Consider the following 19,754-nt stretch of genomic DNA (forward strand, 5'->3'; position numbering starts at 1 on the left):
CGCCGCCGTTCGGCCGGTGGCAGTCCCGTAAGCCCGGACCCCGCCGGCCTCACTCGCGCGGGACATTCGGGCCGCCGCCGAGCCACCGTCCGGGAAACGACGTCCGCCCGCCCTCTACGACGCGCTGCAGGTGCTCTGCGCTGAGAAGGCGAAGGCGCTCGCGTTCGCCCCCTCCCGCCCCGAGGCGTCTGCCGGCGCCGGACCGACGCCTATGAAGACCAACCAGTCGCCCGACGTCACATGGGCCTGCACGCCCTCGTTCGAGGCCTCCACGGCACCGGAGCCCCCGAACGCCCATCCCCGTTGCTGCAGTCGGTCGACCGCGGCGAGCAGCTCACGCCTGCCCAGGACGGTGGGGGACACCCCCGAGCCGTCGATGGAACACGCTTCGAGGCGTTCCTCCGAACGTTTGACGATGTGCGGCTCCTCGTCCAGATTCCGGGTGGCGAACAGAAGATCGCGCAGTACCTCGGCTCGGCCCTTCGCCACCGCCGAGGAGGGAGCCGCCGAGGCCGCGGCGGACGCTCCCGGCCGCTGCGGTGCGGAAGCGGCCGGCGCTTCCGTGTCGCTCGCGCAGGCTGCAAGAAGCAGCGACGCCGTTACGGCGCTGATCGCCGCTGTGGTCTTGAGCCTGTCCACGTCCCGCCCCTGGTGATGTTCAGCCGGCACCGCACGCCGTGCTGGAGGCGCGATTCTGCCATGACCGAAACCGGCCACCTCATCGGGTGCCTGGAGACCTCGGAGACGCCGTCACGACGGATGCGGCAAACGGTCGCTCTGGTCGGCTCCGCCGTACGACCCCGGCGATGCGGGAGAAAAAGCCGGCGGGGTGACCAGGTACGGCTACGGACTACCGCGGAGGGTGTTCGGCCTCACGAGCGGGGGAGTGAGGAAGCCGGACGACGGCGGTTCCTCCGATCAGGTCGACCGTTGGCCTGTTCGGTGGCGCTCCGTCGTCGGCCGGGGTGGGCGCGCGGCGTCAGAGAGGCGCCACGGGACGCCCCCTGCGGCGCGGGGAAGGAGGACGCCGACACGACGTGGCTCACCCCGCCGTCTCGGGCGACCCGTCGGCGGCCTTGCGGCGGTACAGGGCCAGGCCGGGGGCCGTGGTGACGCCGTGGACGACGGTGCTGGCGGCGATGACCAGGGTCCCGGCCGCCAGTACCCGGGGGTCCGCGCCGAGCCGGTGGGCCTCCATGGTCAGGTAGAACAGCGCCGAGACACCGATCGGGCCGAACCAGCCCAGGAAGACCGCGTCCCGCCAGGTCAGGGAGAGGGGCCGCTTCAGCGCGAGCAGCACCGGCAGCCGGCGCAGCAGCAGCACGCCCAGCACCAGCAGCAGCGCCCGCCCCCAGCCCAGCTCGCCCCACTCGCGCCAGGGGATCATGGCGCCCAGCACGGCGAACAGCGGCAGGACCATGAGGCGGTTGACCGCCTCGTCGATCTTGTTCTCGTCGCTGCGTTCGGCTGCCGAACTGGTCGAGTTGAAGGCCAGGCCGCAGACGAAGACGGCGAGGATGCCGTCGAGACGCAGCAGTCCCGACGCGCCGAGCACGAAGAGGGCGAGCAGGATCGTGTAGATGAACAGGGGGCCGGATTCGATGGTGCGGCGTTCGTCGGCGGCGCGCAGCGCCTTCCCGCCCGACCACCCCGCGGCCGTCCCGAAGACGACCGCTCCGAGAACCTGCCACAGGGACTCCAGCAGCGCCTCGCCACCGGTGAGCGGCCCGGCGATGGCCACGGCGGCGAGCACCAGGGGCAGCCCCAACCCGTCGTTGGCGCCCGATTCGAGGGACAGCAGCTGCCTGGTCCGGGCGGCGACGCCCTTCTCGGCGGGTCCGCCTGTGACCACGCTGGAGGCGAGGATGGGGTCGGTCGGTGCGAGGGCGGCTCCCAGCAGCGCCGCCGCGCCGAGTCCGACGCCGAGGGCGGCGGCCGATACGGCCGTGGTCACCAGTGCCATGCCCAGCATGGCGACGCCGAGGAGGACGGCCAGCGGCCGGATCCGTGACCGCACAGCGCGGACCGGGTAGCGCAGCGCCACGGCCATCACGGAGATCGCCAACAGGATCCGGGAAGCCTCGTGCAGTTCCTTGTGCCCTTCCACCACGGTCGGCAGGTCGAGGACGCCCAGCACGGCCGGGCCGAACACGATCCCGGTCAGCAGGGCCAGCAAGGGCCCGCTCAGCGCCAGCCGTTGGATGGGCGCGGAGAGCGCCGCCACGACGAGTGCCAGCGCTCCGGCAACCGTCAGCAGAGTGTCCACCATGCCGCCTCGGCTTCCCCTTTCCGGCGGCGCGCATGTGCGCCCCACCGTCCGGTGCCCCGGACGGCCGAAGCGGGTGGCACCACCAGAGCGCCCGGAGCCCACCCGGGTACGGGCCCCGGCGCGCCTGTGGCCGACGGGGGGGGCGACGGGACGCCGTACGCATGGCCACAGGCGCTCGCGAAGAGCCCGGCCGATGTCCCCCCGTGCCCCCGTTGAAGCCTGCTGTCCTCTGCTGCTTCGTGGGACATGTGTGTGGGCGAACCGCGGCGAAGGCGGCGTCCCCTACCGGAGGAGCGCCGCCTGGCGCCGAGTCCCGCCCGGCGCCGACTCCCTGCTCACACTCGCCGTGTCCGCGCCGGCAGCTACCCGATCCCCAGGCCCGGCGCGCCTCGTCGCGGCGAGGGGGGCAAGGGCGGGGGCGGGACCGGTGTCCCGGGGCTCCGCATGCCTCCGGCAGTACCCGTGCTCCAGGCGCCGGCCCACGACCACGACAACCGGCAAGCCCCGCGTCGCCCCCCTGCTTCCGTATGATCATCTGACGTCGACGGGGAGGGTGGACATGGTGACGGGAAGCGGGAGACGCGGCGGCAGGAAGGCCGCGGCCGACGAGGAGGACGAGGGCTGCTGCGCGGGGACGCTCGACACGATGACGCACCCGTGCTGTTGCGGCTGGACGCAGACGGCTCTGCTCCTCGCCGCTCTCCGCCCGCCCCTCACGGCCGCCGGGTCCCAAGCGGACCCTGCCGCGCCTCCCCCGGGCGGGCGGGTCGCCGCCGTGATGTACCGGTCCGTACGCCACTACCGTGTCGCGATCAGCCCCACCCGTCCGGCCTGCTGCCCGTACACCCCCAGCTGCTCCACCTACGCGGTCCAAGCACTCCACCACCACGGGGCCCTCCGCGGCGGCGTGCTGATCCTGGCGCGCCTGCTGCGCTGCCGACCCGGTGCGGCCCGCCGCCGGGGCTTCCGCGACCCGGTGCCGAGCCCGACCGTCGGACGCGCCGGAGACCGGATCCGACCTTCCACGGTGGTCATGAGGCCACCAGGCCGCGGGGGCTGAAGGCGCGGCGGTAGGCGGCGGGTGAGACGCCGAAGCTCGTTCTCATGTGGGAGCGCAGGGAGTTGGCGGAGCCGAAACCGGCCCGGTGGGCGACCAGGTCGATCGGCAGGTCGGTGGTCTCCAGCAGTTGCTTGGCCAACTCCAGGCGCTGCGCGGTGAGCCACTGCACCGGGGTCATGCCGACCTCGTCGCGGAACCGGCGGGTGAAGGAGCGCAGGCTCATCCGGGCGTGCTCGGCGAGCTGGGCGAGGCTCAGTGGTTCGCCGAGGTGCTCCAGGGCCCAGGCGCGGGTGGCGCTCGTGCCGGCGACGGTGGGGTCGGGGATGGGCCGATCGATGTACTGGGCCTGCCCGCCGTCCCGCCAGGGCGGTACCACGCACATGCGGGCGGCGCGGTTGGCGGCGGCCGCTCCGTGGTCGCGGCGGACCAGGTGCAGGCACAGGTCGACGCCCGCGGCCCCACCCGCGGAGGTCAGCACGTCCCCGTCATCGACGAACAGGACCTCCTCGTCGACTTTGACCCGGGGGTAGGCGCGGCGGAACTCGGGTGTCAGGTTCCAGTGGGTGGTGGCGGGCCGGCCGTCGAGCAGCCCGGCCGCGGCGAGCACGTACGAGCCGGAGCAGATGGACACCAGCCGCGTGCCGGGCCGGATGCCGGCGATGGCCGCGGTCACCTCGGGCGGCAGTGGAGCGCCGCGGCCCAGCTCGGGCATGGCGTGGGTGGGAGGGATGATCACGGTGTCCGCCCCGGCCAGGGCCTCGGGGCCGGCCGCGGGCTGCACCACGAAGCCCGCGTCACTCAGGACGGGGGCGCCGTCGGCCGTGCAGACGGTGATCTCGTACAGCGGGCGGCCCTCGGCGTCCAGCGCGCTGCCGAAGACGCGGGAGGGGATGCCCAGCTCGAAGGGCGGCACTCCGAGGAGGGCGAGTACCGCGATCCGGTGTCGGCGAGCGGAGCCGCCCGCCCGCCCCGGTGCTTCCCCGCCGTCACCCGTCACCACGTCACCCGCCGCGCCGAAACCATGGCCGGATCCTGTCACATAGTGGCCAGACGGCCAACACCGTGGCAGGTCGGGAGGTCCGATCGTGGAGTGCGTCGCGCCGGGAACCTCCCCGGCGTCCAACCGATCGAGACGAAACGACGAGGACGACAGCATGCGTGCGGTGATCGTGGAGCAGTGGGGCGGACCGGAGAAGCTCGTCGAGCGTGAGGTCGAACGCCCGGAGCCGGGGCTGAACGAGGTCCTGGTACGGGTGCACGCGGCCGGAGTGAACCCCGTGGACTGGAAGACCCGCGCCACTGGCGCCCTCATCGAGTGGGGTCCCGCGCCGGCGGTCGGCTGGGACGTGTCCGGCACGGTCGAGGCGGTCGGGCCCGGCGTGGGCGTGTTCCGCCCCGGTGACGAGGTCTTCGGGATGCCGCTGTTCCCCCGTCAGGCGGGCGGGTACGCCGAGTACGTCGTGGCGCCGGCCCGGCACCTGGCGCGGAAGCCGGCCGGCCTGACCCACGTGGAGGCGGCCGCGCTGCCACTCGCCGCGCTGACCGCGTGGCAGGCCCTCGTGGACACCGCGGACGTCCGCCCAGGCGAGCGGGTCCTGGTGCACGCGGCGGCCGGAGGCGTCGGGCACTTCGCCGTGCAGATCGCCAAGGCGCGGGGTGCGTACGTCATCGGCACGGCCCGCGCCGCCAAGCACGACCTGTTGCGGCGGCTGGGCGCGGACGAGGTGGTCGACTACCGCTCGGTGCCGTTCGAGGACGCCGTGTCCGACGTCGACGTGGTGCTGGACGGCCTCGGCGGCCGGACGGCCGAGCGCTCCCTCAAGGTGCTGCGGGACGGCGGCCGGCTGATCACCCTGCCCGGCCCCGACGACGTCCCCACCGCCCCCGGCGGTGTGCGGGCGCTGTGGGTCCTGGTCGAGCCGGACCACCTCGGTCTGCGCGAGATCGCCGCGCTCGTGGAGCGCGGCGCGGTGAAGCCGGTCGTCGACACGGTCCTGCCGCTGGCGGAGGCCGCGAAGGCCCACCGGATCGGCGAGCAGGGCCGCACCACCGGCAAGATCGTCCTCACGGTCGTCTGATCCCGCGAGGGAGCCCGCGCGGCACACGGCCCTGCCATACGCGGAGCAGCCACCCGGAGCCCCCGTGGTCCCACGCTGTCGCCGGGCCCCACGCGCATCTGGCGGTACCGCCACGGGACAGGCCGGCCGACGACGGCCGTGCGCGGCTCCCGACGGAAGGGATGGCGGACGGGGACTCGTCCTCCCTTCCCTCGGTCGAACGGGTGGCGCCTCCCGGCCCGACAGGCTCGCTGCTGACGTCATCCGCGGTGCATGAGGTAGGGAGGGGAGCGGGCGGCGGAACGCCATCGCGCAGCCCTGTTCCCACTGGATCGACAAGGAGATGAAACGGCATGAACGTTCTCACCACTCTGGTCAGCGACGTCGCGTACCTGATCGGCTGGCTCATCTGACGCTGGTCCTCACGTGCCGCCGCTTCCCTGGGGAAGCGGCGGCACCTTGGGTATGGCCCCGGGCGAGGCGAAAAGGCGCCCCATTCGAAGATGCGGCTCGGAAAAGCGAGAAGGGCCCGGAATGGCCCGTCCGATGCAGTGCCGGGAGCCCCGGGAGGCGGTGGATGAACCGCGTCACGAGCTGTCGCCCCGGATCCTCGGGCCGCGCACATCCAGCCGTACGGGCACCGCCCACCGCGCTCCGCGCGACGTCCCCGCGACCTGGCGGTGTGCCGGCCTCATCCGTCCGCGTGAGGCCGGCGCGAGCCCGACCATGACGAACCGCGTCACAGGGCCACTCCGCCCACCGGGCCAGGGAGGAGGGGGGGAGGGGTCAGACCAGCATGCCCTCGATGAGGTCGGCGGCGCGCTCGGTGCCCCCCTCGGCGCGGGCCGCGGCCTGCAACCGCCGGGAACGGGCGGCGCGTTCCGGATCCGTGACGAGGTCGTCGAGCGCCGCGCGGAGGGCCCCGGCGGTGGCGTCAGCGGTGTCCACACGGCGGGCAACGCCCAGTTCCACGAGCCGGTCGGCGTTCACGAACTGCTCGGCTCCCTGCGGCACGGCGATCATCGGGACCCCCGCCAGCAGTCCTTCGCCGCAGCCGCCCATCCCGGCGTGGGTGACGAAGGCGTCCGCCTGTTGCAGGATCGCCCGCTGCGGGACCCAGGAGTGCAGCTCGACGTTGGGCGGGACGTCGCCGAGCTCCGCCGGGTCGGTGTACTTGCCGATCTGGAGGACGACGTGCCAGCCCGGCAGGTCGCCGTAGGCGGCCAGGCACTGACGGTAGAACTCCGGTCGGCGGGTGTACGCCGAGCCCAGGGAGATGAGCAGAACGTTCTCCGCATCCGCCGGGCGGGTCCAGCCGTCCGTGCCCGCAGCCAGGTCGAAACAGGGGCCGACGAAGGTCACCCTGTCGGTGTCGACCCGGTCGGCGTGCGGCTGCATCGCCCGGGCGATCAGGGCCAGGGCGCGGGCGGGCGGGCCGCAGAAGGCGTCCACGTCCAGAGTGGACGCCCCGCAGCCGGCGAGCCACCGGGCGAACTTCGCCCGGTAGGCGTCGGCGCCCGGCAGTCGCCGCAGGTGTGCCGCGACGTCCTGCTCGTAGCCGTCCCAGGCGACGAACGTCGGGGACAGCTGCATGAGGGGTCGGCCCTGCGATTCGGCGAGGGCGCGCGCGGCGTAGGCGCCGATGTCGTACAGGTACAGGTCCGCCGGGTCGTCGTCGTAGGCGGCGCGCAACTGGGGCAGCGCTCCGATGGCGTCGTCGAGGAAGAGGCCCATCGCGGCATGGGGTCGTCGGGCCAGTCGTTGTCGGCGACCGGCAACCCGGAGGTACAGGGGGCGAGCTCGGCGCCGGTGGCCGTGATCAGGTCGGCCACCACCGGGTCGTTGGCGTACGTCACGCGGTGGCCGCGGGTCACGAGCTCACGGACGATCTCAAGGCTGGGCAGGACGTGACTGACGGCGGGAATGCCGACCATCGCGATGTGGGCACGGCGACGGGCCATGGATGATCACTCACTTCAGGTCTCGGCGAAAGGGGACACGGCAAGCAGGTACGCCGACCTCCCCGAAGGCTTCGGCCGTGGGCGCAGACACGGCATGCTTCGCACAGGGCGTGCGGGAGGGGAGGCGGGGCGTTGCCCGACCGTGTCAGCCGTAGATCTGATGGAAGGAGGACATGCCCGCGACCCTAACCCGCTCTCACCCCTCCGAGCAGCTTGATTTTCCGTCGACCGCTGTCCGCGGGCACCGGTGGTGAGACGCCGTCCATGGTGACGGCGTCCGCGAGGACGCGGTCCCTCGGCCGGGGAGAAGGTGCGCACAGGGCGGCAATGTCGCGAAGGTGGGCGGGTGTTAGCTTCTTGCGTGTGGTGGAGCATCAGGATGAGACCAGGGCGGCCTACGACGGGGTTGTCGAGCTGTACGCGTCGATGTTCGCCGACCGGCTGGAGAGGCAGCCGTTCGCCCGGAACATGATCGCCACTTTCGCCGAACTGGTGCGCGCGACGGGCAACCCGCGGGCAGCCGATGTCGGATGTGGACCTGGGCACCTGACGGCCATGCTGCGCGACCTGGGGTTGGACGCCTTCGGCCTCGACCTCTCCCCGGCCATGATCGACCATGCCCGGCGGGCCCATCCGGCGTTGCGGTTCGACGAGGCGCGCATGGAGGATCTGCCGGTGGAGGACGGCGCACTCGGCGGAGTGCTGGCCCACTACTCGATGATCCACACCCCGCCCGGGGAACTGCCGGCACTCCTCGCCGAGCAGGCACGTGTCCTCGCGCCAGGGGGCCTGCTCCTGGTCTCCTTCTTCGGGACCGACGGGACCGACGGGCCTGAACCGGTCCGCTTCGACCACAAGGTGACGCCCGCCTACAGCTGGCCGGTCGACCGGTTCGCCGAGTCGCTGGCCGGAGCCGGGTTCGTCACGTTCGCCCGGTTGGTCCACGACCCCGCCTCCGAACGGGGCTTCCTCGACGCCCACCTGCTGGCCCGCCGCCCGTAGGGCTCGTCGCTCCGACCGGTCCGTGACTCGTGGTGGGGCGGGTCGGTCCGCTGCGACGACGGACCATGAGCTGGGCCCGGGCGCCCGCGCCCCTTCCTGACCTGCGGATAGGGTGAGCCGCGTGCGAGTACTGCTGGTCGAGGACGACGAGAACCTCCGTTTCGGAGTGGCCGCCGCGCTGAGGGCCGCGGGTTTCGCCGTCGACGAGACCGCCGACCTTCCCCAGGCCGACGAGGCGTTGTTCGTCACCGCCTACGACTGCGCGGTTTTCGACCGGATGCTCCCCTCGGGGGACGCCGCCGCGTACGTGGACGCGCTGCGTCGCCGCGGCCGGGCCGTACCCGTGCTGTTCCTCACCGCCAGGGACACCGTCGCCGACCGGGTGGAAGGCTTCGCCAGCGGCGGTGACGACTACCTCGTCAAGCCCTTCGCCGTGGCGGAACTGATCGCGCGGGTGGGCAGCCTGTGCCGCCGTGCCGAGGTCGTCCGCCCGCCCGTGCACCACGTGGGGGACCTGGTCGTCGACACCGCCCGCAGGCACGTCCGCCGGGGCGGGGTGCTGCTGACCCTCACCAACCGGGAGTTCGCCGTCCTGGAGGTGCTGGCCGCACGCGCCGACCAGGCGGTGTCACGCGCGGAGCTGATCGAGAGCTGCTGGGACGAGATGGCGGAGCCGCAGTCGAACGTCCTCGAGGTCCTCGTCTCCCAGCTGCGCCGCAAGTTGGGCGACCCGCCGCTGATCATGACCGTACGAGGGGTCGGGTACCGGCTGGCTTCCGACGAACTCGGCGAGGCCGGCGGACCGCGATGAGGGGCGTCCCCTTCCGCCACCGGCCCCGGAGGCTCCCGCTCACGCCCACGGCGCGGGTCAGGCGACTACGCCGCAGGATCACGGCGCTGTTCGCCCTCACCAGCGCCGTGGGACTCGTCGCGATGGCCGTTCTCGCCGTGCGCAGCGACGGCGTGCGGTGGCGGCAGCAGCTCGACCAGTCGATGGACGCGGACACCAGTTGGGCCCTGGGCCTGCTGGAGACCGACGACAGCGGCCGGCTGGACACCACCGTGCTCGTCGACACCATGGGCACCGCGTGCCCTCCGCTGACCGTGCTGTCGGTCCCGCCGACCGCGGACACGGCCACGGACGCGGGCGCCGCGGACATGGACCTGGTGGTCGAGTACGCCCCGCGTCGGCCCTGCCTCACCGTGAGCCCCGCGGCCGTACGGGACGCGGCGGACGCGGCCGTGCGCGCCGGCGAGGTCCGGGCCGTCGACCGGCACACGAGGGACGGCGAGCCGGTCCGGGTGTTCGCCCAGCCCTTCTACCCGCCGGACGCCGATGACGGCGACGCCCCGCAGGGAGCCGTGGTGACCGTGTCCGAGACGGCCGCGCAGCGGGCGGACCACCGCAGGCTGACCTGGGTGGTGACGGGCGGCTGTGCCGTACTCGTACTGCTGTCCGCCGCGGTCGGGCACCTGCTGTCCGGGCGGGCGGTGCGACCCGCGCTCGCCGCGCTGGACCGGCAGGAGGCGTTCCTCGCCGACGCCGCGCACGACCTTCGGACCCCGGCCGCGTCGCTGCGGACGCTGGCGGAAACCGCGCTGCGCGGCGAGACGGACAGCACCGACGTGCACCGGCGCACCCTGCGGCTGGCGGAGGGCATGGGCCGGCTCGTCGACGGACTGCTGACCCGGGCCCGGCTGATGTCCGGTACGGCGGCCCTGGCCCGCCAGCCGCTGCGCCTGGACCAGCTGGTGGAGGGGGTGGTCGAGGACGCGCCGACGCGGGGGCACCGGGTCACGGTCGACACGGAGGAGACGGTCGTGGTCGCCGACCCCGACCTGGTCCGCCGGGCCGTGTCCAACCTCCTGGGCAATGCGCTCGCCCACGGTCACGCGCCCGGGGCGGCGGCGGACGTCCACGTCACCGTCACCCGGGACGGCACCGTGACGGTCGACGACGAGGGGCCCGGGCTGCCCCCCGAGGTGGCGGGCGCCCTGTTCGAGCGTTTCCGCAGCGGATCGGGGTCCACCGGCCTCGGCCTGTCCATCGCCTCCTGGGTCGCCCACGCCCACGGCGGAACCCTCACCGCCGGTCGGAGCGATCGCGGCGGCGCACGTTTCGTCATGCGTCTGCCAGTGCGGGGCTGACCGCTCGCAGCGCTGGTCAGGCCGTGCGGGCGGCGGACCCGGCGCCTCACCGAAACCTCAGCATCGCTCCGGGATGCTCCCCCGTGAACCGAACATGGGAGCGCCCCGTTGAACCGCACGACCCGTCGCCAAGCCCTCGTCACCACCCTGGCCGTCCTCGGCTCGGCACCCCTCGCCGCCTGCACGGCCTCGGACCCGGGCCCGGACCGGCCGACCACGTCGGCCGCCGCCGACCCGGCCACCCGCCCCGAGCTGGAGCCGTTCTACGACCAGAAATTGACGTGGACGGCCTGCGGCGACCTCCAGTGCGCGGACCTCACCGTCCCCATGGACTACGAGCACCCCGGCAACGGCAGGACGTTCGTCCTGCCGGTGGCCAAGGCCCGCACCGCGGAGGCGGACCGGCGCATCGGGTCACTGGTCCTCAACCCGGGCGGCCCCGGCAGCCCCGGGGTGCGATCCCTCCAGGACGGCATCGCCGAGTCGATCAGTGCCACGGTCCGCGACCGTTTCGACATCGTCTCCTTCGACCCGCGCGGTGTCGGTGGCAGCTCCCCGGCCCTCACGTGTACGGACGGCGGGGAGGAGGCGACGGACGACGCCGCGGACGGCACCGCGCAGGACGCCGCGCCGGCTGCGCAACCGCTCCACCCGAGGACCGAGGCCGACCGTGACGACGCGCTGGCCCAAGCGCAGGCCGCGGCCGACGCCTGCAGGGAGGGCAGCGGGCCGATCCTGCGGCACGTCGGCACGCCGGACGCCGCGCGGGACATGGACGTGCTGCGCGCCGCCCTCGGCGACCGGAAGCTCACGTACCTCGGCTGGTCGTACGGTACGAGCCTGGGCACGTCCTACGCCGAGCAGTTCCCGCACCGGGTGCGGGCCCTGGTGCTCGACGGCGCGGTGGACCCGTCGCTGGACTGGTTCGAGCGCACCACGAGCCAGGCGGTCGGCTTCCGGCGGGCCGTCGACGACTACGCCGCGCACTGCGCCGACGTCGCCGGCGACAGCTGCCCCGCCGACACACCCGAGGAGATATCCCGCCTGATCGACGGCCTGTACCAGCGGACGGAACGCCGGCCGCTCCCGGTCGACGGAGACGACGACGGGCTCGACGCCACCACGCTCCTCACCGCGGTCACCATGTCGATGTACACGCCCGAGGAGCAGTGGCAGGACCTCTCGGAGGCGCTGCGGGACGCGGCCGACGGGGACGGGACGAAGATGGCCGCCCTGTCGGAGGAGCCGGTCGCGGAGCCCGAGGGCTCCGAGCCGTCCGGTCCCACCGATCCCTCGGAGGCTCCCGGAACCGCCCCCGCCGACGGCTCCGACGAAGCGGGCGGGAGCGGCGAGGCACCCGCCGACGATGGGACGCGGACGCCCACCGACAACAGCGAGGCCGTGCTCCAGGCGGTCAACTGCCTGGACACGCCCCACCCGCGGGACGACCAGCCGTACTGGGACGCCCTCGAACCGGCCGGCAAGGCCGCCGGCGTCTACGGCACGTCCGGGGTGACCACGGCCCTGACCTGCAAGGGGTGGCCGGTGGGCACGATGAGGCCGCACCGGGTCGAGGCCGACGGTGTCCCACCGGTCCTGGTGGTGGGCACGACCGGCGACCCGGCCACCCCGTACGAGGAGGCGGTGAGCCTGGCCGACCAGTTCCCCGGGGGCATGCTGCTGACGTACGAGGGCCTGGGGCACACGGCCTACGGCCGCAGCAACGCCTGCGTCACGAAGGCCGTCGACGGCTACCTCATCGGACTGGAGGAGGTGGCACCCGGCACCACGTGCTGACGACACGCTCCTCCCCCTCTTCACGGCCGCCCGCGAACCCCCGGAACACGGGCCCCGCCCCCACTCATCCGGGAAAGTCGGGAAAACCCGGCCGGCGATGTCGAGAACCCGCGTCCCGCTCCGTCCCCGGGGTGGAACGCGACCACAATGGGTCGCACGAGCACCGAGGAGATCACGATGGCCAAGTACTTGCTGCTGAAGCACTACCGCGGCGCCCCGGCACCCGCCAACGACGTGCCGATGGACCAGTGGACGCCGGAGGAGGTCTCGGCGCACGTGCAGTACATGCAGGACTTCGCGACCCGCCTGGAGAAGAGCGGCGAGTTCGTCGACGGCCAGGCCCTCGCCCCCGAGGGGATGTGGGTCCGCTACGGCGGTGAGGGGCGCCCGCCGGTCACCGACGGCCCCTTCGCGGAGACGAAGGACCTCATCGCCGGCTGGATGGTGATCGACGTCGACACCCAGGAACGCGCTATCGAGCTGGCCGGGGAGCTGTCGGCCGCCCCCGGGGCAGGCGGAAAGCCGATCCACGAGTGGTTGGAGGTGCGCCCCTTCCTGACCGCGCCGCCCACCATCACGGAGTGACCTCACCGATGGACGAGGCCCTGCTCCGAAGCCTCACACCGAGCGTGCTGGCCGTCCTCGTCCGTCGCGGGGCCGACTTCGCGGCGGCCGAGGACGCCGTGCAGGAAGCGCTCGTCGAGGCGTTCCGCGCCTGGCCGGCCGACCCCTCCGCGAGCTCTCGAGCAGGGGAGACCGGGTGCGGGACGCGAAGGGCTGGCTGGTCACCGTGGCCTGGCGCAAGTTCCTCGACGCGGCGCGCGCCGACGCCGCCCGCCGCCGGCGCGAGGAGCGCGTCGAGGAGGAGCCGGCGCCCGGGCCGGCGCCCGCGGTGGACGACACGCTCCAGCTCTACTTCCTGTGCGCCCACCCGTCGCTGACGCCGTCGTCCGCCGTCGCGCTCACCCTGCGCGCCGTCGGCGGGCTGACCACCCGCCAGATCGCCGCGGCCTACCTGGTGCCGGAGGCGACCATGGCGCAGCGCATCAGCCGGGCCAAGCGCACCGTGACCGGTGTGCGCTTCGACCAGCCCGGCGACGTCGCCACCGTGCTGCGCGTCCTGTACCTGGTCTTCAACGAGGGCTACTCCGGCGACGTCGACCTCGCCGGCGAGGCCATCCGACTCACCCGGCAACTCGCGGCCCGCGTCGACCACCCGGAGGTGGCCGGGCTGCTCGCGCTCATGCTGCTCCACCACGCCCGGCGCGCCGCCCGGACCGCGCCCGACGGCCGCCTGGTACCGCTCGCCGAGCAGGACCGCGACCGGTGGGACACGGATGCGATCGCCGAGGGCGTCCGGATCCTCCAGGGCGCCCTCGCCCGCGACCGGCTGGGCGAGTTCCAGGCCCAGGCCGCCATCGCGGCCCTCCACGCCGACGCGCCCACCGCCGAGGAGACCGACTGGGTGCAGATCGTCGAGTGGTACGACGAACTCACGCGCCTCACCGACAGCCCCGTCGTCCGGCTCAACCGCGCGGTCGCCGTCGCCGAGGCCGACGGACCACGCGCCGGTCTGGCGGCACTCGCGGCGCTGGACGCCTCCTCCCCGGGCTCTCGGCTTCGCTCGAGCGGGGGAGACCCCGTACCCCGCCACACCGCGGTGGCGGCGTACCTCCACGAGCGTGACGGCGACCTGGCGAAGGCGGCGCGGCTGTACGCCGAGGCAGCGCACAAGGCGACCGATCTCGCCGAGCGCGACCACCTGACACGCCAGGCCGCCCGCCTCAACGCCCGCCTCGACGCCCGCCGGGACCGTTGACGGCCCGCACGCTGCGCGGGCTCGGCATACCGAGCACATGGACCGGATCACCGGCTGGGGGAAGGCGCCTGGCCCGGACCTGGACCACCACGCGGCAACCCCGGCCCTGCCTTCCGCCGGACCGAGTCCCGGGCGGTGCCCGCACGCGGGGACCGCAAGGGATTCCAGCGGCGCCGCACCCCGTCCGCTTCGCTCCGGATCCACTGGGCGTGCTCGGTGCGGGTCAGGCCGAAGTCGTACAGCGAAGGCCGACCGGCCTGCTCCCACCGGGCCCAGCCCACCGCGAGCTCGTCGGCCAGGCGCCGTGGTCCCGCCTGCACCGCCGAGGTCAGGCCGCTGCCGTCGTCGGTGAGGCGCGCCCAGGACTCGCGGCCGTCGTGCAGCCAGGCGGTCGGTGCCGGGCCGCGACGGGTCGTGATCCGCACCTCGGGTGCGAGCACGCGCAGCGCGAACAACAGGTCGCCGTCGGCGAGCCCCGCCGCCGGCCGGGCGAAGGGGCCCTCCCGTACGTCGGGGCTGTGCTCGCGGACGCGCTCGCGGACCCGGTGCAGTTCCAGGCCCTGGTCGACGCCGCGGGCCGGCATGAACATCCCCAGCCCCTGCACCCACCCCTGCGCGGAGCGGCCGTCGCCGGCCACGGTGAGCGCGACGTACCCCAGCCGGCCCCACGGGGTGACGATCCGCCCGCCGGGACGCGTCTGCTCCACCCACGCCCACGGCACCGTGTCGACGGCGTAGGTGGCGATCACCCGGTCGTACGGGGCTGCCTGCCGCCACCCCGCCGCGCCGTCACCGACGTGCACGGCGACTTCGACCCCGGCTGTCCGCAGGCGGCGCTGCGCCTCCGCGGCCGGCCGCGGATCCACCTCGACGCTGGTCACCCTCCCGGGGCCCGCGCGGTGGGCGAGCAGGGCCGCGTTCCACCCGGTGCCCGTCCCGAGCTCCAGCACGCGGTGACCGGGTTGGAGACGCAGGGAGTCCAGCATGTCGGCGACCACCGAGGGACACGACAGGCTGGACGACGGAAGGCCGCCCTCCACCTGCGTGACCGCGGGACCGTACGGGCCCGCGTACACCACCGACGCCCACCGCTCCTCGGCGACGCCGCGTGCGACGGCCTCCCAGCGGAAGCCGTCCCAACGCCACATCACCTCGGGCGCGAAGCGGTGCCGCGGCAGGGCGCCGACGGCGGACCGCACCCACGGCGAGTCGGCCGGCCAGCATCCGGCTTCGGCCATCACCGCGTCCTGCCGGACGGCGTGCTGCTCCAGGCGGGCGGTCACTTCTTGTGCTTGCCGTCCGAGGGCGGCGGCGGGGGCACCTGCCCGTCGGAGTTCGCCGGCGGAGGCGTCCCTGTCGACGGGTCCGGCGCCGGCTTGCTGTGCTCACCCATGCAGCGACCTCCCACGGACAGCGGCGTCGGCCGATTCTCCCGCACCGGCACCGCTGCGACCGGGAATCCAGTCGGTTGGCGAGAAGCGCTCCAGGTTGCCGGGAGCTCGGAGTGCGCTGTGCGCCCGGGGCGCGCGACGGAGCCGTCCCAGGTAGCCCCACGGCACGGCCGGACCTCGGGCGGGGAGGGCGGTCGCTCAGAACTCGCCGGGCGGCAGCGGCAGAGGGAGCCCGGGCAGGCCGTCGATGCTGTGCGCGATGTGGTCCTTCTTGCTGAAGTACGCGCTCAGCGAGGCGTCGTCCTCACGCGAGAAGCGCCTGGCGTGCAGGTCGCGGTCCTCGTCGTACGACATGAAGGGCACTCCGTAGCCGCAGGAGTCGCGGACGAGTTCGGCCGTCACCACGATGATCGCGCGCAACCCGTGCGGGGCCGGGTCGATGCCGGGGAAGTGGGCGAGCAGTTCCTTGAACCGCGGGTCGTCACGGAAGACGGGCTCGCCCCGGCCGTGCACCCGGACGATGTTGGGCGGCCCCTGGAAGGCGCACCACATGACCGTGATCCGGCCGTTCTCCCGCAGGTGTGCGATGGTTTCGGCGGTGCTGCCGGCGAAGTCGAGGTAGGCGATCCGCTCCTCGTCGAGCACCGCGAAGGAGCCCTTCAGGCCCTTGGGGGAGAGGTTGACCGTGCCGTCACCGGCGAGCGGGGCCGTCGCGGTGAAGAAGACGGGCTGCTGCTCGATGAAGGTGCGCAGCCGGCCGTCGATGCGCTCGTAAGTCTTTCCCATGCCTAAGGATTATGTACAGAAACCTTTCGCCTGTCTAACGAACTGACGGCTCGGCCCCCGAACGTCGGCGCCTGGTCAGCCGGCGAGACCTGACAGAGAGCGGAGCTGACGGAGCCTCTCGGTCGGGCGCGTGCAAGGGCGCCGGCGGGGAGAGCCCCGCCGGCCCACGGCGTCTGATCGGTGGCATCGCTGGTGCGGGCGGTGGGCTGGGCGAGGCGCGAGGTCGGGTACCGCTCTTGACCCTCACGCGGCGTCAGGCCGCACAGTCGGTCCCGTGGAGGATCACTGGACCGTGGGGCGCGTGGCCGAGCTGGCCGGTGTGAGCGTCCGCACGCTGCATCACTACGACGAGATCGGACTCGTCAGGCCGTCGGCGCGGACCGCGGCCGGCTACCGGGCCTACTCGGCAGGCGACGTGGAGCGGCTGAGGGAGGTACTCGCCTACCGGCGGTTGGGCTTCCGGCTGCGGGAGGTCGCGGAACTGGTCGGTGACCCGTCCACCGACGCGGTCGCGCACCTGCGCCGACTGCGCGGCCTGCAACTGGAGCGGCGTGATCACGCTGACGCCATGGTGGCCGCCATCGACAGGGAGCTCGCGGTACGGGCGAGGGGACTGAGGGTGACACCGGGAGAGCAACTGGAGCTGCTCGGTGCGCAGCTGTACGACGCGATCGGCGGCGCCTACACCGCGACGCGGCGTACCGATCCGCGGATCGCGGCGCGGATCCGGGACGCGCTCGGGGACGCGCAGACGGTGCTGGACGTCGGGGCCGGCACCGGCTCCTACGAGCCTGCCGATCGCGAGGTGACCGCAGTGGAACCGTCGGCGGTCATGCGGGCGCAGCGGCCCCCCGGGTCGGCGCCGTGCGTGGCCGCCGCCGCGGAACGCCTGCCGTTCGAGGACCACTCCATCTCGGCCTCCGCCTGCTCACGGCTTGAACCGCGTCGCAGCGCGTGTCCCGCGCCCCCACCTCGCCCGCGGCCGGCGTGCCGTGCCGGGGCTCCGCGAAGTCGGGGTATGGGTACGTACCCGGAGCCGGGCCCCGGGGGGCCGAACGGCGAAGGGAACCATGCGGGCTCCGGCCGGCATGGCCGGGGCTCCACCGAAGTGCCTGCCCGGAGCGGACAGGCCCGTCGACCGGTCGCGGGTCACGCGGACAGGCCCTCAGGCGCCGGAATGCTTGATCGAACGCCGCATCTCCTCCTCGTACGCGGTGCGCTGTTCCGGTACGGCCCGGCAGGCGATGGCGTCCACCTGGAGCAGGTCGTCCATCCGGTCGAGCAGAGCCGCCGGGACCAGGTTCGTCCAGGGCAGGACCCAGCCCAGCCACCGGGGCGCGTAGCTCACGGGGACCGGGCGGCGCAGCGTCCGCTCCACCGCCGCGGCCACGGCGGCGGGGGGCAGGGGGGTCAGCCCGCAGGGCAGGCGCAGGCCGTGCGACATGTGGGTCGCCGCGAGGCTGGGGAGGATGGCGCTCACGTGTACGCCGCTGCCCCGTACTTCCCGGCGCAGCGCCCGGGACAGTGCGAGGACGCCTGCTTTGGTGGCGCTGTACGCGGCCATGCCGGCCATGGGCCTGGTGGCGGCGGCGCTGGCGATGTTGATCAGATGACCGGTGCCGCGTTCCTGCATGACCGCCACGGCAGCTCGGCTTCCGTGCAGCACGGCGTTGAGGTTGACGGCCACGACACGGTCCACGAGTGCGGCGGACTGTGACCGGAGGGGGCCGATGGGCAGGATGCCGGCGTTGTTGACCCAGACGTCCAGGCGGCCGAAGTGGTGCAGGGCGTGCTCGGCCAGCGTGTGGCACACCATGGGCTCGGAGACGTCACCGACCACGGCGCGGTGCCCGGGGCCGAGTGAGGTGAGCACGTCCTCGGCCGTCGCCGGGTCGATGTCGCAGATGACGAGTCGGTGCCCTCGATCGGCCAGGGTCATGGCGATCCGCCGGCCGATGCCGCGTCCGGCTCCGGTCACCACGGCCACCCGGTCGATGGCGTCGCCCTTCGCGTGAGCATGCGCTGACGTCATGTTCGCTGCATCGCCTTTCGAGAGCGGGGGCGGGGGAAGGGCGAGCCGAGCTGCGTGCCCGCGCGGCTGATGGCGCGGGCGATCTGGCGGGCGTCGACTCCCGCCTGGTAGAGCGCCCCGTGGAGCGGGTTGCCGAAACCGGCGAAATACAGACCGGGTGCGTCCGGACAGGCGCGAGCTCCCGTGACCGGTGGCCTCCCGGCGGTACCCAGCATGTCGCCGGCGTCGATCAGGTCTTCCAGACCGGTCCGGTAGCCCGTCGCGGCGATGACGACGTCGGGGGCGAGGGCCGTGCCGTCGGCCAAGTGGACGAGGGCGCCCCGAAAGCGGGTCGTCTCGGCGACCGGCCGGACCCGGCCGTCGAGCACGGCGGCGACGATGCCCCGGTCGTGTACGGGGCTCGTCTCATCACGCGCTGACCGCGCGTACAAGCCCTCCTCGGGCAGCGGTAGTCCGTGCGCGGACAAGTCCGGGAGGAACAAGCGGCGGATGAGCCTGGTGGCGCTGTCTCCCCAGGCGGGAGGGAGCCGACGCGCCCAGATCCCCGCGGCCTGCCAGCGGCTGCTGTTCATCGGGACGATGTTCGGTGCGGCACGGACCGACAGCCAGACCCGCGCTGCTCCGGCCCGGCTGAGGGCGACAGCGATCTCCGTGCCGCTGTTCCCGGCCCCGACGACCAGCACGCGGCGCCCTTCACAGGACGCGGGGTCGCGGTAGTCCTTCGAGTGCAGAAGCCGGCCGGTGAAGGAACCGACACCGGGCCAGTGCGGCACATGGGGCGTGTGGTTGCGGCCTGTGGCGAGCACGACCGCGCGGGCGGTCAGGTCGCCGTGCCCGGTGCGGACGAGCCATTCGACTGCCGTGGAGCCGGCTACGGACCGGCGCCGGCCGAGCGTCACCCGCTCGACCTGTGTGCGGGTGCGCACATCGAGCCGGTGGTGGACGGCGTACTGCTCCAGATAGGCGGCCCAGTCGTCGCGCGTGACCCAGGTGCCGGCACTCCGAGGGACGGGAAAACCGGGAAGGCTGGACAGCCGCCGGGGGGTGTGCAGCCGCAGGTGGTCGTAGTGGGCGCGCCACCCGTCGCCGATGCGGCCCGAGCGCTCGACGACCACGACGGGCACGCGGGCGCGGCGCAGCATGGCGGCTGTCGCCAGGCCACTGGGACCGGCGCCGACCACGACCACCGGACTGGAGGCAGGAATGTCACTTTTCGTCATAGTTCCCTGGCAACGAAACCGCCGACCCACGGGTCACGGTGGCCCTACCGCCGCGCTGACCGACACGGACGCCGCGCACCGGCCGGTGTGCGGCACCGTCATCCCGGAACCCGGCGACCGTGTCGCCGCGCTCCGCAATGTTGCGGGCGCGGTGCCCCGGAGCGTGCCGAGACGGCCACTCGCCGGACCTGATCCGGTCCGGCCCGGGACCG

The 19,754-nt window shown here is 73.7% G+C and carries 14 protein-coding genes and 3 pseudogenes; 9 read left to right on the forward strand and 8 right to left on the reverse strand.

All coding sequences use genetic code 11. The features are described 5' to 3' along the window. Nucleotides 1–114: 114 nt before the first annotated feature. Together LPA54_RS01415 and LPA54_RS01420 are read right to left on the reverse strand one after the other, a co-directional pair. A complete protein-coding gene (locus LPA54_RS01415; protein WP_228973189.1) occupies nt 115–639 on the reverse strand; it encodes a hypothetical protein in 525 nt (174 codons plus the stop codon). A 403-nt stretch (nt 640–1,042) separates the two neighbouring features. Beyond that, nucleotides 1,043–2,269, reverse strand: a complete 1,227-nt coding sequence (locus tag LPA54_RS01420; RefSeq protein WP_228973190.1) for a cation:proton antiporter — start codon at nt 2,267–2,269, stop codon at nt 1,043–1,045. A gap of 559 nt (nt 2,270–2,828) precedes the next feature. On the opposite strand from LPA54_RS01420, the gene yidD reads away from it, so the two are divergent. Continuing rightward, nucleotides 2,829–3,329, forward strand: coding sequence for a membrane protein insertion efficiency factor YidD (gene yidD, locus LPA54_RS01425; protein WP_228973191.1), 501 nt, complete (start codon nt 2,829–2,831; stop codon nt 3,327–3,329). Here the strand turns inward: yidD and LPA54_RS01430 are convergent. Then, nucleotides 3,301–4,329 carry a GlxA family transcriptional regulator gene (locus tag LPA54_RS01430; protein ID WP_228973264.1) on the reverse strand — a complete coding sequence of 343 codons (1,029 nt, stop codon included), beginning with the start codon at nt 4,327–4,329 and terminating at the stop codon, nt 3,301–3,303. The two genes, yidD and LPA54_RS01430, sit on opposite strands and share 29 nt — an antisense overlap. Before the next feature lie 154 nt (nt 4,330–4,483). On the opposite strand from LPA54_RS01430, the gene LPA54_RS01435 reads away from it, so the two are divergent. Continuing rightward, nucleotides 4,484–5,407 carry an NADP-dependent oxidoreductase gene (locus tag LPA54_RS01435; RefSeq protein ID WP_228973192.1) on the forward strand — a complete coding sequence of 308 codons (924 nt, stop codon included), beginning with the start codon at nt 4,484–4,486 and terminating at the stop codon, nt 5,405–5,407. Between the two features lie 765 nt (nt 5,408–6,172). Here the strand turns inward: LPA54_RS01435 and LPA54_RS01440 are convergent. Next, nucleotides 6,173–7,347: pseudogene (locus LPA54_RS01440) on the reverse strand (macrolide family glycosyltransferase). Nucleotides 7,348–7,710: 363 nt separating this feature from the next. Between LPA54_RS01440 and LPA54_RS01445 the strand changes: the two are divergent. The 6 genes and pseudogenes from LPA54_RS01445 to LPA54_RS01470 all read left to right on the forward strand — a co-directional run bounded on the left by LPA54_RS01445 (nt 7,711) and on the right by LPA54_RS01470 (nt 14,113). Then, entirely contained in the window at nt 7,711–8,349 is a 639-nt protein-coding gene (locus LPA54_RS01445) for a class I SAM-dependent methyltransferase (protein WP_228973193.1), read from the forward strand. A gap of 121 nt (nt 8,350–8,470) precedes the next feature. Then, nucleotides 8,471–9,160 (forward strand): response regulator transcription factor, encoded by a 690-nt coding sequence (locus LPA54_RS01450; protein ID WP_228973194.1) that lies wholly within the window; start codon nt 8,471–8,473, stop codon nt 9,158–9,160. Beyond that, nucleotides 9,157–10,497 carry a HAMP domain-containing sensor histidine kinase gene (locus LPA54_RS01455; protein ID WP_228973195.1) on the forward strand — a complete coding sequence of 447 codons (1,341 nt, stop codon included), beginning with the start codon at nt 9,157–9,159 and terminating at the stop codon, nt 10,495–10,497. The genes LPA54_RS01450 and LPA54_RS01455 overlap by 4 nt, the downstream gene beginning before the upstream one ends. A gap of 108 nt (nt 10,498–10,605) precedes the next feature. Then, nucleotides 10,606–12,294 (forward strand): alpha/beta hydrolase, encoded by a 1,689-nt coding sequence (locus tag LPA54_RS01460; protein WP_228973196.1) that lies wholly within the window; start codon nt 10,606–10,608, stop codon nt 12,292–12,294. A 177-nt stretch (nt 12,295–12,471) separates the two neighbouring features. Continuing rightward, entirely contained in the window at nt 12,472–12,879 is a 408-nt protein-coding gene (locus LPA54_RS01465; protein WP_228973197.1) for a YciI family protein, read from the forward strand. Nucleotides 12,880–12,887: 8 nt separating this feature from the next. After that, nucleotides 12,888–14,113 (forward strand): annotated as a pseudogene (locus tag LPA54_RS01470) (RNA polymerase sigma factor). A 47-nt stretch (nt 14,114–14,160) separates the two neighbouring features. Here LPA54_RS01470 and LPA54_RS01475 read toward each other — a convergent pair. After that, nucleotides 14,161–15,396, reverse strand: a complete 1,236-nt coding sequence (locus LPA54_RS01475) for a methyltransferase domain-containing protein (protein ID WP_228973198.1) — start codon at nt 15,394–15,396, stop codon at nt 14,161–14,163. Between the two features lie 306 nt (nt 15,397–15,702). After that, complete coding sequence (locus LPA54_RS01480; RefSeq protein ID WP_228973199.1) at nt 15,703–16,290, reverse strand: pyridoxamine 5'-phosphate oxidase family protein; 588 nt, start codon at nt 16,288–16,290, stop codon at nt 15,703–15,705. Nucleotides 16,291–16,582: 292 nt separating this feature from the next. Between LPA54_RS01480 and LPA54_RS01485 the strand changes: the two are divergent. Then, a pseudogene (locus tag LPA54_RS01485) lies at nt 16,583–17,194 on the forward strand (MerR family DNA-binding transcriptional regulator); the annotation flags it as partial. A 261-nt stretch (nt 17,195–17,455) separates the two neighbouring features. Here LPA54_RS01485 and LPA54_RS01490 read toward each other — a convergent pair. Next, entirely contained in the window at nt 17,456–18,322 is an 867-nt protein-coding gene (locus LPA54_RS01490) for an SDR family NAD(P)-dependent oxidoreductase (RefSeq protein ID WP_228973200.1), read from the reverse strand. Then, nucleotides 18,319–19,542 (reverse strand): NAD(P)/FAD-dependent oxidoreductase, encoded by a 1,224-nt coding sequence (locus LPA54_RS01495; RefSeq protein WP_228973201.1) that lies wholly within the window; start codon nt 19,540–19,542, stop codon nt 18,319–18,321. Before LPA54_RS01495 ends, LPA54_RS01490 begins: the two co-directional genes overlap by 4 nt. Between the last annotated feature and the right edge of the window lie 212 nt (nt 19,543–19,754).

Source organism: Streptomyces sp. DH12, assembly GCF_020873895.1.
GTDB lineage: Bacteria > Actinomycetota > Actinomycetes > Streptomycetales > Streptomycetaceae > Streptomyces.